Here is an 18,633-nt window from a genome sequence, read left to right as displayed (position 1 = left end):
CTTTGGCTGGCATATTTTTTTTGTTCTTCGGATTTCCTATTTTAATTATACCCTATTTAAATGCCGAACAGCTTATCCTGACTTTGGTTGCGGTTCTAATTTATCCTGGGGAGTGGCAAAACGGGTTGTCGATTCTTTTTTGCTCAGGTTAGGGTTTTGAGTTAAAGTCTCTGCTGACTGTTGACTTAATTTTTTTTTTGAGCTACTGCCTTTTGAGTTCTCTGTTTGAGCCTTATCTAAGCAAATCTGTAATTTCTCAGCTAAGTCTTGTACGTAAGGCTCTTTAAACATGAAACTATGATGACCGGGAAAATCGTATAGTTCGGCTCCTTCGGTTGCAAATTTATTCCATACGGATAGAAACTTTTCTTTGTCTTTGTCTGGATCTAATGAGAGCCAGTTGTGTTTTTTGTTGGCTTTGATGAGACTGACCCGCCCTGGGTAAACTTGAGGGACATATTGAATCCGAAGCTGACGACCTAGATCTTGATAGTAGAAAGCTCGATCAATTAAAGAAGAGTTGCCTAATCGACTTGGATTAATTTTGTAGTAAACCTTGAGAATACTTCTCTGAATCAGTCTAATAATGTAATTCCATTTTTCTTGAGGAGGGAGTAGGGAAAGGATAGTTAGATGGCGTGTAACATATCTGACTAAATAAATTAATTTAGATTGGGGGCGTTCTGCCACATGATCTGGCCAGAAACCATCAATTATAACCAGTAGCGCTATTTGCTCTCCTTGTTTATAGAGTTGTTGTGCCATCTCAAAGGCAACAACGTTTCCAAAGCAAGCACCTCCGAGAAAATAGGGACCGGATGGTTGGACAGTACGTATCTGTTGAATGTAGTGAGTTGCGATTTCTTCAATGGAAGTATGGTGAATAAGTTCTCCCTCTAATCCACTTTCTTGCAGTGCATAAAAGGGTCGGTCTGGTGTCAGATGACGCACTAAGCTGCTACAGTCTAAGGCAGTAACACCTGCTGGTGTGACATAGAAGAAAGGTGGTTTAGAGCCATGAGGCTGAAGCAGGATCAGTGAGGACTGAGGTATTGAGCATCCTGACTGACGTAAGATGTTAGCGAGTTCTTCAATGGTGGCGGCTTGGAAAAGGGTGGCTAGGGGGAGAGTTTGACTAAATGTTTTCTCGATTTGGTCAAATAGGCGGACGGCTATTAGGGAATGTCCGCCTAGGTCGAAGAAGTTATCGTTAATGCTAATGGACTTTTTGCCTAAAACCTTTTCCCAAATCTGGGTGAGTTGGAGTTCTAATTCATCGCGGGGGGCGACCCAGGTTTTTTCCGACTCTTGCTTGAGGAGTGTATCGACTCGTTTGATTATGGCATCAAATTCACCTGCTTCTAGGCTCTGTTTAAGTTGCAAGCGTTGAATTTTGCCTGTTGAGGTTCTGGGAATTGTCGCTTTATCAATGGGGATGATGTAAGTGGGGTTTATTCCCAAGGTTTGCGTGACTTTTCCGCGAATTTGTTTGGTCAATTGGGCGAATTGACTGGGTTCGGTAATCAGGGTGTGGAAAAAGATAGCTAATTCGTCGGTGTCGCTGTCTTGTTGTCGGATGGCACAGGCAACTGTGTAAGCCGGTTCTACGCCTTCAACTTCTTCGACGACTAATTCAATTTCGTGGCAGGAAAAATTGCGTGCATTGATTATAATTGTTTCTTTTTCACGTCCTGTAACTGTTAATTTGCCATCTTGCAGAAAGCCTAAATCTCCGGTGTTAATCCAACCGTCTTCGGTGAAGAGCTGACGAGTCAGTTCAGGCGCTTTATAATAGCCTGATGTCATTGATGGACCTGTAACCTGAATGCGACCTATCTGACCTTCTTCAATGATACTGCCCTGTTGATCCACTATTCTAATAGAGTGTCCTCTTGATGGCTTGCCGATTTCGACAAAGCGATCGCTATTAGATGTGGTTGTTAACGAGAAGCCTTCTCGACTACAAGCAATTGGTCCACACTCAGTCATCCCATAGACAGGTCCGAAAACATGAGGATTGAGGTTATATTTACCTAGTATCTCTAGGAAACTTCGTGCTGTTTTGGCTACAATAGGTTCAGCGCCAATGCCTATTCTTTGAACAGATGAAAAGTTCCATTTGTATTGGTAATTTGTTCTTAGTTTATCAATTACAAGAGCTAAGATAAAATTGGTTGTTGGTGCATGGGTTACTCGATACTTACTTAATGCGTCCAGCCATAATAAGGGATTGCGAATTATATTTTGTGCTGGTAAATGTATTTTTTTTTGAAAGTCGTTAGGCGCTGTTGTTAAAATGCCGCTAATATTTTCAAGAGGAAACCAACTCAAAATAACCTTTTCTATAGATTTGTAATTTTGATGAATTGAAATTTGGAGGAAGCGGTAGATAAAAGTGCAACTACTGACTTCAATTAATTTGCACTTATCTGTAGTGCCAGAACTCGGTAGCAGCAACGCGAGTTCATGCGGCTTGTGTTTGTGTAATCTTGGATCTGGACTATGGCTTTCAATCTCCTCAAGTGTTGCAATATTTACTTTTTTTGGGCCATATAACTGTAAACCTCCATGAACTTGTGATGCCAATGTTGAATTGCTCAGTATTATGGGATAGTCTAATTTTTGACAAACGTTATATAGCCTTGATAAGGCTTGGTTTGGTTTTGAATAATTAGCTGCAACTGGCACAGGTACTGGGATAAAGCCGCCTATGATGCAGCTCCAAAGAATAGGAGCAAAGTCTTGTCCTGTTGAGATTTGGAAAATAATGGGATTTCCTGGTTGCAAACCAGAAGCTCGGAATCCACCTAATATCTTTTCAGAACGTTTCCAAATCTCTACATAAGTTTGCGTAGCTTGACTTCCATTAGTTTCAATACAGATCAATTTAGCATCAGGGCGTAGCTCTACAGCATGTTTTAATGCTTCGGCTGGAGTAAGAGGTATTTCTACAACCTCTGAAATCGCAGGGCTTTCTGATATTGCAAGTTGCTTCCTAAAATTCATATGCTTTATTAAATAATTTACAAATCAGATTAAAATGCCAAAAACCGATGGTTTCAGTTCTATAGTTGGTTTTACGCCAATTCCCATCTGCTCAAGACAGTAACAAACAATATTACGGGGATCTAAGTCTGATTTAGGATAATGAATAGTTATCAGTCTTTCCAAAGCAAATGCAAGGTGAACTTCAACCCAAAACACTACTTCGGGATATGCTATAGACAGATGCGATGATAATACAATTGACCTCCCATGCAAGTGACACCTACGCTTTTGAGCTTTGAGATTCTCTAGAACTAGCACCGATCTAGTTATGCCAAGACGTTCAACTTCAATATTAACTGCTTGGACTACCGAAAGTGCAGAAAATTTATTTAGACCATCTATCGAAGAAATATCTTCACCTACAACTAATGGTGGAAATTGTCTGTTGCTTAAAGCTCCAATTTTATTCCATATAAAATCATTATCCGAAGGAAAAGGGTCTTCAAGCCAAGCGAGGTTTGGAGCTAAATCAAAGATTTTCTCTAGATCGGGAAGCTCTAGACTACCATGAGCATCAAGAGCTATATAGTTTAGCGCTATGTTAAGACTCATAATCTCTGATATTTGTTTGTCAATAGAAGTTTCTCTATCTAACGTCCATTTGGCAAGTGGATAATTATCAGCAAATACATTTGTAAGCACATCTATATTCTGAAGAGATAATCCTAGAACACTTCCATAGAAGGGTGGATTACTTCTAATCTCGACCTGGACATCCGAGAGTACACGCCATAATGGTAGTCCTTCTTCTCGACAAATAATATCCCATAAAACACAGTCAATTGCAGCACAATTTGTTGAATTTTGAAACCAGAATGGTTTTAAAATCTTTACGGCATCTGCAATGGATGTGTACCGACCAAGCAAACCAATTAATTTAATTATTTTGGAGAGTCTAACATTAGACCATCGACTCAATGGTCTAAACCAGCCTTCTATTCCATCCCAAGTTTTTAAATGTAAATATATTTGTGTTGAACTTATACTACGAGGTAAATTTCTTCTTTGGCGAATAAGATCTGATACACCTAGTGGACTAACTATTTCAGAATTAACGTAGGCATAAAACTCAGCTTTATAAAGATGAATTCGGCGATAGAGAAAGTCATTAAGGGTACTCATAAATATATATTCTAGGATTTATCTTAAACTTTTGAGTGGAAGAATAAATCGGACAACTCCTGTAAGCCTTTAAATTCAAGCCAACGGTTGCGAAGAGTATCCCAAATATGTTCATTACGTTGTTCGTGCTTGATACGAAAATCAACCATAATTCTTTGTTTATAAGTTTTATTATTTAAGTTCTCATTAGTTCTTTTAAGACCTCAAGACGCTGATGCCTAATCTCCAAGTCATGTGCTTCAAGAATGTAAAGAAGAGCATGACGTGCTGCTCTATCTGAAAGAGAACCAAGAGAATCAACATTCAGTATTTCTCTCAGCCTTTTAATCACGCAATCAAGAGGTAAACTAGTTCCGATAAAATGGATATCAGAAAGAATGATAGTAGAATTAACATTATAGTGATTTGCACAATTTTGAGTATCTACAATAATAAGAGCAGTATCATCATCTATTGAAACGCCTAATCCTTTGTATGTTATATTTTCAAGAACAACTTGGATACGACAGGCTTTTAACTTTCCTAGTATTGGTGCTTCAACAAGCAACGACAGATGACTTCCTTGTGAAATCACTTTTGCATATATTAACGAATTTATTTCATCTAGTAGGGACATGGTAAAAGCTCCTCCGAACCAAATTTGTAATACCAAAGCGGGCGATAGTTTTGCCAACGCTGGGGTCTTAAGGATGTGGGCAATAATATAGATTCAAAATTATGTCTAGCAGTTAAGAAAAATTCAAGTGCTTCTGCTCCTTTAGTGCGGAATAAGTTCATATAAGGACTATGTGATTGAAAAATCTGAAGATTTGGAAAATCAGTCAAGTAAGGCACAGCTTCACTTAACCAATTAGTAGCTTCTGAAAGAGGATCAAGACCAACTACGAGCATTACACCAGTATCAACATCCGCTTCTCTAGCTCTCATAAGAACACGAACTGCCTCAGCCGGTTGCAGGCTAGCTTTACTTTCTTTTAGCAATAAATCTCGCCTCGTTACGCATTCTAATGTTATAAACAGCGCAAAGGGACTTAATTCTGCTAAAGCTTTCATTCCCTCATCAGTCTGTATTACCGAAGATAAAATACCAAGACGACCCCTAAAGCTAAACTCATTTAGCAAGACGCGCAACTCAGTAAGATGTGAGATTGCTTTTGATTCTTCCCCAAAACACCCAGTAGATAAGTTTATCTCTCGAATCGACGATAAATTTGACCAGCCATGTTCGAGAAGAAAAGCACTCAACCACTGTCTAATCTCGTCTTCAGATTGTGAAAGACGTGGATCGTTAGAATCTGCAAGAGTATTAGGGCAAAACACACATCCTGTACAAGTAGAGCGTTTATTTGTGTTAAGTGTTAGTACTTGCTCTCCAACCCTTGCGTAACCTAATCTTGCATCATCATGCTCAACTAAACGTACAAAAGCTATTCGCTTACCAAAGCAGAAAAGAATATTGTCTATAAGTTCATATGGACTCATAGGCTGACTTGTAGGCACAATAAGATGCCATTCAGTAGTTGGATCAGCATCAAGATACACTTTCATACGTGCTCTATTATCACCAATATTAGAGGCAATGCCATAAAGGTTTAGAGCCATAAGTTGGATGTCGAGAAGAGGAACATCATAAGCCCTAGACAATTCCTCTATTAGTCCTTGTTCATCTTTTAACTGTCTCATTTAAGATTCCTCCTCACCTAAATGAATAATGTAACCGTTCAGAGGGGGGTAAGCAGTCAGATCCGATAGTGGGAGCTGACTGCTTGTAAGCAGTCAGCTGCCTCCACTGACTCTGATAGGGCTTCACTCTGACGCGGGTCTGCTCCCAGTCGTCAGCGTTAATTCCTGATATCTCTTGTGGGTGCCGCTCATCCATGCTTCTCAGATTACCAGATTTCGTTCTCCCCTGAACGGTTACTGAATAAGCTGTTATGCATTTTTCTTATTAATTATACCCTATTTAAATGCCGAACAGCTTAATGAGTATGTTCTTAGGCTCTAAATCCCAGTACCATTCGGGTTCATCATACGAATCTATCAGTTCTTCTCGCAACTTACTTTCAATAAGTTTTAATTGATTAATTGCCATGAAAATAGCAGGTTCATTTATTTTTTTGTCAGAACAGCTTATAAACTTAAGGGCTTTTTCAGAAAGTTGTATCCAAGAGCTTTGGCTCGCGAGAAGTATATCTACTGATGTAATAGCTGTAAAACTGGATCGATATCCACTGGCTATAAAACCGCTTGATTTGGGAATGACACTGCGAATCGACTTGCTGTTATTGCTCCAATAGACCACGCTAAACATTGATGCTCTGATAAATATTCGATAATGTCTACTTTGCTAGAGTTCAAGTCACTTAACCTATTAGACGAAAGCTCGTCAGGAGAAGTAATCAATAAACTAAGATGTTGGTATTTCGCAATACATTTAAGGGATTCCACGAAAGATTCAATTAAATTTTTGTTTTTGGGGGGCTTCCTACAATATTTGTATTTTAAATCTGTCAACAAACTGGCTTCAATACGATTATGAACTGTACCGATGAGGAGATCATTACGCGGAATTATTAAGGCAAATTTAGACCTATTAATTCTTTCATCCTTAAATATATTTTGAGGTTTGTAGGAACAAAGCCAGTTCTCAAGCCATTTAAGCTGTGATTGTTCTTGAACTTGCTTGATTGGAACCTTGTGCGACTGAGTTGTACCTGATAGACTCTCACCATCTAGAGAAACCGGAATTGTTGCGCCTTTGGGTGTTCTTAGGATAATTACTTTGGGAGGACCAGATTTTTGGGATTCAAAAATAGCCAGATTTAGCACTTTGCAAAGCTCGTTAATATCAAATCCTTCAATAAAATGTGGTTGCAAACCAAGTCCAATGAAATAGTTGTAGATTACATGATCAGTCCATGTAGATATCTCACTTGAGCTGCCCATACGAAGACCATTGAGATTGACTAATATTACTAGACGCGAAGGTCGATTAATAAATTTTCGGATAGCTTGAAAGGAAGCACTTGTCGGAGCTGTTTCAAGTTCACCATCCCCTAGAACTGCTATAACTACTCCTCTATTTGTACTTAAAGAGTGTCCATGAGCAATACCAAGTGTGTACCCTAGTTCACCACTTGCCCATAAGACACCTGGGTATTGTGTGCTTAGTTCAGTAAGGTATCCCCCTGTTCGACCAAAAGCAGATGAAAGTTCTGCAAGGCTTATTTCATCATCTCCAGTTCCGTAGTAACGAAATAAACTACCTTCAAGGTAAGAACACGCTAGCCATGCGGCACCTGCATGGCCTGTCCCAAGAAACAGCCTTACATCAGTATTTGTAGAGCGTATTACAAAGAGTAAGGTTGCCCATATAAAGTTTAGAGAAGGTACACATCCCCAATGTCCAACTGCTCTCGGTTTAACATCAGAGAGAACAAGGGGTCTATGTAACATTGGGTTCTCTTTAAGATATAGAAGGCAAACACTTATGTAGTTTGCCGCTTCCCAGAATGCTTTTATAGCCTCTGCTACACGTAAATTGTAAGCTGCTGTGTTCTCTATTTGCTCCATCTCTACCCTTTTTTCGTTGTTAATTTTAGGCAATATATAAATGAAATAGTTTTAAACAAAGACACCTATTTTTTTCGACCAATACGAATCATAAACTCATTTTCTTCTTCAAAGGTATCGTCTTGAGAAAACTCAGCTAGAGTTCTCCTCACAGTAGATTCAAATTCTTCAAGTCTTTCTCCCAAAAGTGGGCGTGACGCAAAAGATGTTGAATATAGATAACCCAAAATACTTTCTGTGTTCCAAGTGCGATGCACTGGAATATTGAATTTTGTAACGTCTGAGAAAGGAGACTCTTTAATAATTTCACTGTAAGGGCGATTGTGATGCGAGAAAACACATTCTCCTGCACGACGTTGTTCACCAAGAAAATCTTGAATAACTTTCCGCACAGCTTTTTTCCAGGGGCTGTTAGCTCGCCAAAAACTATGGTCACCGAATATAGCTACAGCACCAGTTGGTGATACGTACTTGGATAAGTGTCTAAGAGTCTTTTCTTGATCCATCCAGTGAAATGCACGACAAATGGTGACCAATGATGCTGTCCAGTTTATAGGAGGTAAGAATTCTTCAGCTTGACAGTTATAAAAGCTGATAGCCGTCTCAGATGAAATTATTACGCGAATATTTTTCTTTGCCAAATTTATCATTTCTACATCAGGCTCAACGGCAATAATATCCCTGAAATTCTGATGTAATGCTTCAATTACTTGTCCAGTGCCAGTACCAAGATCAAGAAGTGTAGTAGCTGGCGCATAACGGTTTGCCTCAGAGATTAGACATTCTGCTACTTCACTAGGAACGCCAGGGCGGTAGCGACTATAGTAAGTTGCAGTACCAGCAAATTTGCTCATGAGTCTATCCTTAATCCGAAAATAATTAGGTTTAGTAAATCATATTTCTAGAGAGGGTATCTACTAGGCTCTCTAAATACTCTGACGCTTCCACGAGGTCTTCCACAATGGTAAGCTTGTCTGTGCATATATTTGGCTCATTAGGTGCAGTACGCTTCCCTGCTATCCAAATTGCTTTTGCTCCGGCTGATATAGCACCTACTATGTCGCATTCCCAATTATCCCCTATATGTACGAGAGAGCTGATTGATGTCTGATGATGGCGTATGATAGATTCAAATGCTCGTTTGTCTGGTTTCGCATAACCCAGAATGCATGAAGGATATTGCCCAGAAATATAATCACCAATTATCTCCTGCAAGGTTTCCATCTTGAAGTCAAGACATGAAACATTGGAAAGTGTAATTAATGGAGCGCATTTCCTTAATGACGTGATTGAGGATAGCGTTTGTGGATAAAGCTGAAAAGCAGGTGCAACATAATTTCTTGGAAAAAGGGCAGGATCAATGCCTAGCATTGTGCAAACTTTATGGATTAGGACTTCTGTGACGTTTTGGGTTACATGTAATGTGCTGCGTAATATACGATGGACATCCGATTTAGGCAGATTTGAAACACGGCTAAGGACATTTGTGATTGTCGGCCCTTTAGCAAAACCTAAAGTTCCTCCCACATCAAGAGATATAAGTTTTGGTGGGGAGCTATTGCTACTCCTTATGTTCATGTCCATTTTTGGTTTGATCAACAATTTTATACAGCTAAATATAGATTTAAGATAAGTCTGAGTCAATGAGTCAAAAAAGGTTTTAAACTCTTAGTGAGCATATCTAAAAGCTCTGGAGTTGTGAGTTTGTCAGTTCTGTTGTATGGATATTTAACAGTAGTAAATGCTTTTGTTCTGTTAACTTAAACAGTACGAATCGAAAAAATAATTCTTCGCAAAAACTAAAAATATGTTGTTTAGTAGTTAATATTATTTTTGAAATTTCATTTTTACAAGTATTTTGGTCTACATTTTTAAAATCAAATATTGGCAACGTGAAATTCGATTTTTTATTAATCAATTGAGTAGGTTTTCCTTGCATAATTTGAAAGCTTGTACGGAGAATTTCATGGCGACTAATAATTTCACCAAGAGCTTGTTCTAGAGCTTTTATGTTAAGTTTGCCTACAAGGGATAAGGTATAGCAGTTACCTAATTTTGCCCAAGGAGCCTCTCTCAATATCCATCGTCTTTTTTGATTGAAAGATAAGGGTATTACTCCACTTTTTTGATGAACCGGTTGGATGGGTGGAGGTTGTAGTAGATTTTTCCGACAAACTGTAGAAATTTGTTGAGCTAATTGAGCGACTGTTGGTTGTTCAAAAAAATTTTGTAAAGGTAAGTTAACACCGAAAGCATCAGCGATTCGAGATATGATTCGCATTGCTATCAAGGAATGTCCCCCCAATTCAAAGAAGTTATCGTAAATCCCAACTTGTTCTACTCCTAGAAGATTGCTCCAAATTGCCGCTAAGACTTCCTCTGTCGGTGTACGAGGGGGAACAAAACTGGCTTCGGATCTGAAGTTAGAGGAATCGGGACTTGGTAATGCTCTTCGATCTATTTTCCCATTCGGCGTCAGGGGCATAGCCTCCAACATGACAAAAGCTGAAGGGATCATATAATCCGGCAACTTCTGCTTGAGAACGCTACGTAGTTCACGAACGCTAATCGTTTCTTGACTAGGAACTACATAAGCCACCAAACGTTTAGTCTCCCTCTCATCTGACTGAGCAATAACCACACAATCTTGTACGGCTTCATGTTGCCCTAATACAGTTTCAATTTCACCCAGCTCAATACGAAAGCCGCGAATCTTCACCTGATTATCAATCCGACCGATAAACTCAATGTTTCCGTCCGGTAAATAGCGCACCTTATCCCCAGTTTTGTATAGCCTTGCTCCAGGTTCATCACTAAAGGAATTGGGAATAAATTTCTCAGTCGTTAAATCGGGTCGATTCAGATAGCCTCGTGCTAAACCTGCACCCCCAATATGTAATTCACCGGGTACACCAATCGGTACAGGTTGAAGCTGAGAGTCAAGAATATAAACGTGAGTATTAGCAACCGGACGACCAATGGGAGGAGCCTTTTCACTATCCCGCTCCACTAAAGTATAGGTCGAATAAACTGTATCTTCAGAAGGACCATACAGATTAAACAGTTGCTCAATACTATCCTGTCGATAGATAAGTTGTACTAGCCGTTGAGGTAAAGCTTCCCCAGCCAAGTTAACCGTGCGGACTCCAGCCGGAATACCCTTAGCCCTTACTAACTCCGCGATCGCAGAAGGAACGGTATTGATTAACGTCACCTGATCAGCCCCAGGCAAAGTCGGCAGATGCAAAACATTTTCCGCCAGAATAATCGTGCCACCACAGCTTAACGGCACAAATAACTCAAACACCGAAATATCGAAACAAAAAGATGTTGACGCTAGAACTCCAGCCAACTGTTCTGTGGTAAACACCTCTGTTGCCCAACTCACAAGAGCCATAACACTGCGATGTTCAATGGCTACTCCTTTGGGTTTCCCTGTAGAACCGGAAGTGTAAAGGACATAAGCTAAGTTGTCAGACTGAACATTCTTGGTTAAATTCTCAACACCTTCTCCTGCCAAATCCTCATGAGTATCCAGAGCAACCACTTGTGCTGAACGCCGAGGAAACCCCTCAACCCATCTCTGTTGAGTCAATAGTAACGATACCTGAGCATCTTTAAGCATCGAAGCCAAACGCTCTTGGGGATAACTGGGATCTAAAGGCACATAAGCCCCACCCGCTTTGAGAATTCCCAGCAGTCCGATTACCATTAGAGGCGATCGCTCCACACAAATCCCTACTAAAGTCTCGGATTCCACCCCCAACGTTTGTAAATAATGGGCTAACTGATTCGCCCTCCCATTCAACTCCCGATACGTTAGCTGCTCATCGGCACAAACTAGCGCTACTGCATCAGGCGTTTTCTCCACCTGTTCCTCAAACAACTCATGAATACACTTAGTCTTGGGATAATCAACCTGAGTATCATTCCACTCCACCAACAATTGATGTCGCTCGGCTTCCGTTAATAGGGGCAGTTCAGACATTGATTGCTCTGGATTAGCCACAATTCCTGCCAACAGCGTTTGGAAATGTCCAGCCATCTGAGAGATAGTCGTCCCATCAAACAAATCACTGTTATATTGCCAAACCCCTCTCAGCCCTGATTCCTTCTCCTCTATGGCTAAGGTTAAATCAAACTTAGCCGTGACACTCTCTATCTCTAAAGGACTCAAAGTTAAACCCGGAAGCTGCCAATCCTCAGACCCAGCATTCTGTAAAACAAACATCACCTGAAACAGTGGATTGTAACTCAGGTTCCGTTCCGGTTGGAGTTCCTCCACCAATTTCTCAAATGGCAAATCCTGATGGGAATAAGCCTCTAACGTAACCTGTCGTGTCCGCCTGAGTAATTCTCGGAAGCTAGGATTACCGGAAAGGTCAACTCGCAACGCTAACGTATTCACAAAAAAGCCAATCAGAGACTCAATTTCCCGGTGATTGCGACCAGCAATTGGTGTGCCAACTACAATATCGTCTTCATGACTATAACGACTAAGAAGAGTGACAAACGCCGCTAACAACGTCAGAAATAGAGTTGTTCCCGACTGATGACCCAGTTTCTTAAGCTGCTGTGTCAATGTCCCACTCAGTTCAAATGTCTTAGTACCGCCTCGGAAGGTTTGAGAGGGAGGACGAGGGCGGTCAGTCGGCAAGTCCAACAAGGGTGGCGCTCCAGCCAATTGCCGCTTCCAATACTCAAGCTGAGTTTCCAGTACTTCCCCTTGTAACCATTGTCGCTGCCAGTGGGCAAAATCAGCATATTGGATGGGCAGGTTGGGCAAAGAAGCAAATTTTCCACCAGAAAAGGCGGCATAGAAGTGGGACAACTCCCGGAAGAAGATCCCCATTGACCAACCATCCGAGACAATGTGGTGCATCGTCACCAACAGGATATGAGATTCCCTTGCCTGCAATACCATAACCCGCAGGAGTGGACTCTGAGCCAAGTCAAAGGGACGTTGATTCTCCTCTTGGACTAACCGTTGTACCTCGATAGCTTGTTCAACTTCAGACAACCCCTGCAAATTCACCGTAGAAATAGGGATGTTTACCTGCGGATGAATGACCTGGACAGCCACTCCATCCACCACAGAAAAGCTAGTACGCAGACTCTCATGGCGCTTGACAATTTCAGCAATTGACTGTTCTAGAGCAGCTTCATCCAGAGTTCCACTGAGGTGGAAGCCCGATAAAATATTGTAGGTGGTGTTTTGTCCGTCTAATTGATTGAGAAACCACAATCTTTGTTGAGCAAACGATAAAGCCAGTTCTGCTTCTCTAGAAATGGGTTGAATCGGAATTGCCGGAGACAAATCCGAGTCCTGAGAGCGAATCGTTTCAATCTGTTTACTTAAATCTGCGACTGTCGAAAAGTCAAACAAACAGCGTATTGGCAGTTCAAGGGAGAATAGCTCACCCACGCGAGAAATAACTTGAGTGGCTGTTAACGAATGACCCCCCAACTCAAAGAAATCATCATAAATCCCAACTTGTCCTAGTCCCAAAACTTCTGCCCAGATACCTGCCAGTAGTTCCTCTACTGGAGTACGAGGAGCAACAAAACTCTCGGATTCCCCAACCTTTGCCCAGTCTATTTGAGGTAATGCCTTGCGGTCTACTTTACCATTGGGAGTTAACGGCAGTGCATCTAACACCATGAAACCGGACGATACCATGTAAGCGGGTAACTTCTGTTTAAGAAAGCGACGCAAATCATCAACGGCAATGGTGTGTCCTTGACGGGGAACGACATAGGCAACTAAACGTTTACTCCCAATATCATCGGACTGAGCAATAACCACACTATCTTGTATTGCTGGATGTTGTCCCAACACCGCTTCGATTTCGCCCAGCTCAATACGAAAGCCGCGAATCTTCACCTGGTTGTCAATCCGACCGAGAAACTCAATGTTCCCATCCGCTAAATAGCGAACCTTATCTCCTGTTTTGTATAGCCTTGCTCCGGGTTCATTACTAAACGGATTAGGAATAAATTTCTCAGTCGTTAATTCTGGACGATTCAGATAGCCTCGTGCTAAACCCGCCCCTCCTATATGTAACTCACCGGGAACACCAATCGGTACAGGTTGACGTTGAGAGTTGAGAATGTAAATTTGTGTATTAGCAATGGGGCGTCCGATAACGGATTTTAATTTAGATACGCTGATATCACAAACCGTACTATCTACAGTGCATTCAGTTGGACCATAAACATTGAAAAAATGGCTCGGTTTTGCTTGGCTCAAACGTTCCCACATTGATGGGTTGATTTGTTCTCCACCAACCAGTACATACTGAGGGGCAATATTACTTTCGAGTAAACCTGCTGAAATCAGCAATCCCAACTGAGATGGCGTGCAATCCAATACATCGATCTGGCGACGCTGTAGATAAGATAACAGGGCAGCTCCATCCAAGCGGAGTTCCTCTGGTATGATCTCAAGGGTGTGACCTGATAGGAGCTGAATGATTTGCTTAACAGACGTATCAAATCCTAACGATCCATTCAAGCTAACTCGAAGTTGGTCTTTTGCCTGAGCCGCATCATAAATGCTTTGATCAAGACCCATCGCTAGATTCAGCACCGAGCCCTGCTCAATCATGACTCCTTTGGGCTGTCCGGTTGTGCCTGACGTGTAGATAACGTAAGCTAAATTATCGCTTTTTACGTCACTCCCCAGATTTTCTGCACGCTCTTGAAGAATTGCTCCCCAGTCTGTATCACAACAGACAATAGGAGGCTTATTCTCAGGCAACCTAGCCACCAACTTCTCTTGAGTCAACAACACTGGCATCTGTGAATCAGACAGCAAGCGAGCTAGACGCTCTTGGGGATACTCCGGGTCTAAAGGCACATAAGCTCCACCTGCCTTGAGGATTCCCAGAAGACCCACTATCATGAACAGCGATCGCTCCATACAGATGCCCACCAGAATCTCTGGTTTCACACCCAACTTTTTCAAGTAGTGAGCCAACTGATTCGCCTGCTGATTAAGCTGCCGATAGGTCAACTGTTGGTCTTCAAACACCACAGCTACAGCATCAGGTGTTTTCTCAACTTGTTCCTCAAATAACTGATGAATGCATTTATCCTGGGGATACTCAGCTTGAGTATCATTCCACTCCACCAACAATTGATGTCTTTCGGCTGCCGTTAAAAGTGGCAATTCACCCAAACACTGTTGAGGATTGGCAGTGAACCCCTCAAGTAACGTCTCTATATGCCCCAACATCCTGGCGATTGTCACATCATCAAAGCGACGGGAATCATAGTCAATTTTCAGTGACAACTCTGACTCACCATAGACGGCTAGAGTTAGAGGATAGTTAGGTTGTTCCAGAAGCTCAAATTCCCGATCGCTCCATTTTCCTCCCTGCCTTTTTAGAGCAGCATTTAGCTCATAGTTCTCAAACACCAGAAGGCTCTCAAACAAGGATTCTCCCCTAGGGACTTCACTCCACTCCTGAATATTCACCAGAGGGGTGTGTTCATAATCCCGCAAACTAATCCATTGTTCTCGTAGTGCCTTCAGCCACGGTACTAGAGGCAGATCAGGATTCACCTGAACTCGCACTGGCAGAGTATTGATAAAAAGACCGACCATCGACTTCATACTGCCGAGTCCTGAGTGCCTACAGGCTCTTGTCGCCCCAAAAATGACATCATCCTTGTCGCTATAGCGATTCAGTAGTAAAGCCCAAGCTCCCTGAACCAGGGTATTCAGCGTGAGTTGGTGTTCCTTGGCTAAAGCATTTAAGGCTGAAGTGCTTGTCGTTGACAGATGGATTTTCTGTGTGCTGTATGACACAGGTTGTGGTGTTGAACCCTTTGCTCCCAACAGATGGATAGGTTCAGCAAAACCGCGTAATTGCTGTCGCCAGAATTCTTCTGCTTCGGTTAGCGACTGGTGTTGCAGCCAATCTATATAATCTTGATAAGGACGAACCTCTTCTAATTGAAGCTCCTGGTTTTGGTCAAAGGCTTCATAAAAGGCAAAAACCTCTTGGAGAACAATTAAAATTGAACGACCATCCAGTAAAGCGTGGTGGAACGTCCAAACCAGCTTGAACTCGGCTTCAGACCACTGAAAAAGTGCCAAACGCATCAGGGGGGCTTCTGTGAGGTTGAATCCCCGCAGGCGATCGCGCTGAAGATAAGCTTGAAGTTGGCTTTCCTGTTCAGATTTGGACAATCCCCGCCAGTCTTGCTGTTCTAATGGCAGTTTCCCCAGCTTGGATACCAACGGCTGGAGGTGATGGGAATCATCCCAATGAAAGCTAGTCCTCAAGATTGAGTGTCGCTCTACAACTCGCTGCCAACTTTGGCTCAAAGCCGAGACATTCAGTTTTTCACGCAAGCAGCCAATTCCCTGCTCAATGTAAACCCCAGACTGCTGCTCATATAGGCTATGAAACAGCATTCCTTGTTGCATTGATGACAATTGAGAGTTAACAGGCACTGTTATACCACTTCCACGCTTTCTTGCATTTATGAAAGACTGTCAAGATTAGGACAGCATAAATTAAGCTGACGAATCCTTTCTCACCCTTTCACCCGTTTCCGATTAAACTAAGCTTCAGATAATCTACGGACAGTCACTTTTAGAATAAAGACGGGGGTGTTTTTAGCTCCGTCTCAATTCCTTGTCGATATCATACAGGCATTTTCAACATAAAGTTTCGGTAATGTTAAATTTTTACAAAATTTTTATATTCTTATATGTTATGTATGGAGCAAAATACTTATAAGCTGTCACACATTTAAGTTGCATACCCTACACCCCACACCCCTTACAATGATTCCACGAACCCCTTGTGGTTGAAGCACTCAACTAAAACCCACATTCCGCACGTAAAGTTGTCGCATGTAAAGTAGTACATTAATCCTGGGTAGTGAATGTGATCGCTATCCCACCCAACACTAACGTGCGATCGCTCTTAATTCTGCCTGTTTCCCCTAGAACTTTTTTAGATCGCCGGAGCCTCACTTAGCGATCGCACTCTCGGAAAATAGGCTTACTCGTTCCTTGATGCAAGCCACTCCCGTTCCGAGTCATTCTGAGCTTCCAACCCCCAGCCAGCTAACACAGCCGCGTATCTTTGCTGCGCCTCCATTTCTTTAGCCGGGGTGTGATCGCACCCCCTATCAAGACCTCCGAAGTGAAGTCTTGATTCTTCCCCTCACCTCTAACCGACAGGAAAAATCCTTTGGCGACAGTGTCGGGGTCGTTTTTTTGGGAAAAAGATCTATTTGCGGAAAATAGATCTCCCTAAATTCCGTGAATATACCAGATGCGATTCGATGCATCTTCAGTTAAATTTGATAAAGACCATCCGAGAGGCTCCTTCGCTATGCCCGTAACCGAGACGATTGTTGTAGAGGGGAGCATAACTTTAACGGGGAATATCTAAAATAATATTACCCGAAACGAATAAACCCAATCCTTACCGAACTCTTATATTTATATGATGTCCGGCAAATCACTCCAACAAAAAAGCCTACACTCCTTGTGGTTACAGCATTGTGGTGATTAGAGACAATCCCCAAAACTTGATATTATTACCCATCTAGGACGAAAGCAACGCCTCTAAATCAGAGAGTATCTGCTCCAAACGCTGCTGCTTGTGCGGATCATCCCATACCGCCTGCTTTTTCACCTGTTGCATCATCTTATCTACCCGCCGTTGAAGCTTCACCGATTCATCCGTTGGCTTACCCTCCCTAGCCGACTTCCACTCACTAATCCGCTTTTTAATCTGAGACAGCGATAACCCCTCGACAATCGCCGCTTCCATCAAACTCTGTCGCTGTGCCTGATGCTCCACTCGTGCAATAACATGAGCCTTTGTGTAATCCAGCTTACCTTGGCGGAGAACCTCCAATACATCCTCCGGCAAATTCCGTAACGGTAGCCGATTTCTAATAAAAGACTCCCAGCTCATCAAGCCCAACCCATCAAATACCCACTGTACTTGCTCACTCTTTTCATTACCCGTAACGTTACGGGTAACTTTTCCTTTGGCTTCATTCTGCATTCGGTAGAGTAAGGGAACCACTTCGGACACAGGCATACTCAACTTCAACGCCAGCAATTGCAAAATCCCTTCCGTTTCTTCGACTGGATTTAAATCTTCCCGCAGCAAATTTTCCACAAGAGCCACTTGAAGTGCCTCCTCATCCGTTAATTCCCTAACAATTACCGGAACCTCGGCAAGTCCCACAGCCAGAGACGCTCGATAGCGCCGCTCTCCCGCCACGAGTTCGTAGGTTCCATCACCTAGAGGGCGAACTAAAAGCGGTTCTAAAATGCCGTGTTCCTTAACCGAGAGAATCAACTGCTCCATCTTTTCTGGAGCAAAATAACGCCTCGGTTGTTCCTGCCTCTTTTTAATCGATGTCAACGACACACAATGAGTCGCGTCATCGGAGGGGGCATTAGAGGAGCTAAATACCGTATCAAAGGTACGAATCCGACGTTGATAGGGTTGGTCTTTTTTACGATTCACTCTACTCTATCTCCTCCACCAAACGACGAGCAATGGTCTTAATTCCCGACAACGCAGGGTGTTTGCGATTGTACAGGGCTACTGGCACATTCTTTTCTGAAGCATCGGCAAAAACCGTTGAACGCACAACTGGGGGATACACTTGACCAAACTCCGAGAGTTGTTCTTTAATCGCTTGCAGCGTGCGAGTATCTTGGGAAATGCGGGAGTCATATCGCGTCGGAATAAACCCCGCTAATTTTAATTGGCGATTGACCCTCTGGCGAATTCGAGACACCGTACTCAGCAAAAGCTCCGTTCCGCAAAAGGCTTTAAATTGAGTTTCAATCGGCACCAACACATGAGTAGCAGCTACCAAACTAATATAGCTGAGAACGCC

At 42.3% G+C, this 18,633-nt stretch carries 10 protein-coding genes; all 10 read right to left on the bottom strand.

Annotated elements, in window-relative coordinates:
* Window positions 1-72: 72 nt before the first annotated feature.
* Window positions 73-3,006 carry a non-ribosomal peptide synthetase gene (locus ACLGGO_RS30800; RefSeq protein WP_446422157.1) on the bottom strand — a complete coding sequence of 978 codons (2,934 nt, stop codon included), beginning with the start codon at window positions 3,004-3,006 and terminating at the stop codon, window positions 73-75.
* A 24-nt stretch (window positions 3,007-3,030) separates the two neighbouring features.
* On the bottom strand, window positions 3,031-4,170 hold the full coding sequence (locus ACLGGO_RS30795; RefSeq protein WP_446422156.1) for an enolase C-terminal domain-like protein: 1,140 nt from the start codon (window positions 4,168-4,170) through the stop codon (window positions 3,031-3,033).
* A gap of 175 nt (window positions 4,171-4,345) precedes the next feature.
* Window positions 4,346-4,786 carry a hypothetical protein gene (locus ACLGGO_RS30790; protein ID WP_446422155.1) on the bottom strand — a complete coding sequence of 147 codons (441 nt, stop codon included), beginning with the start codon at window positions 4,784-4,786 and terminating at the stop codon, window positions 4,346-4,348.
* Window positions 4,774-5,853, bottom strand: coding sequence for a radical SAM protein (locus ACLGGO_RS30785; protein WP_446422154.1), 1,080 nt, complete (start codon window positions 5,851-5,853; stop codon window positions 4,774-4,776). Before ACLGGO_RS30785 ends, ACLGGO_RS30790 begins: the two co-directional genes overlap by 13 nt.
* Before the next feature lie 552 nt (window positions 5,854-6,405).
* Complete coding sequence (locus ACLGGO_RS30780; RefSeq protein ID WP_446422153.1) at window positions 6,406-7,776, bottom strand: hypothetical protein; 1,371 nt, start codon at window positions 7,774-7,776, stop codon at window positions 6,406-6,408.
* A 32-nt stretch (window positions 7,777-7,808) separates the two neighbouring features.
* Complete coding sequence (locus tag ACLGGO_RS30775; protein ID WP_446422152.1) at window positions 7,809-8,597, bottom strand: class I SAM-dependent methyltransferase; 789 nt, start codon at window positions 8,595-8,597, stop codon at window positions 7,809-7,811.
* A gap of 31 nt (window positions 8,598-8,628) precedes the next feature.
* Window positions 8,629-9,342 (bottom strand): HAD family hydrolase, encoded by a 714-nt coding sequence (locus ACLGGO_RS30770; RefSeq protein ID WP_446422151.1) that lies wholly within the window; start codon window positions 9,340-9,342, stop codon window positions 8,629-8,631.
* Window positions 9,343-9,424: 82 nt separating this feature from the next.
* Window positions 9,425-16,207: an amino acid adenylation domain-containing protein gene (locus ACLGGO_RS30765; RefSeq protein WP_446422150.1), complete on the bottom strand. Its 6,783-nt coding sequence runs from the start codon at window positions 16,205-16,207 to the stop codon at window positions 9,425-9,427.
* A 1,108-nt stretch (window positions 16,208-17,315) separates the two neighbouring features.
* The gene (locus ACLGGO_RS30760; RefSeq protein ID WP_446422149.1) at window positions 17,316-18,254 is read right to left on the bottom strand and encodes a ParB/RepB/Spo0J family partition protein; all 939 of its coding nucleotides are present in this window, start codon (window positions 18,252-18,254) and stop codon (window positions 17,316-17,318) included.
* Window position 18,255: 1 nt separating this feature from the next.
* On the bottom strand, window positions 18,256-18,633 hold a 378-nt coding region (locus ACLGGO_RS30755), incomplete at its 5' end, for a ParA family protein (protein WP_446422148.1).

Source organism: Coleofasciculus sp. (assembly GCF_046565525.1).
Classification (GTDB): Bacteria; Cyanobacteriota; Cyanobacteriia; order Cyanobacteriales; family Coleofasciculaceae; genus Coleofasciculus.
Note: the sequence above shows the minus strand (reverse complement) of the source record. Positions and strands in the feature narration are given on the sequence as shown.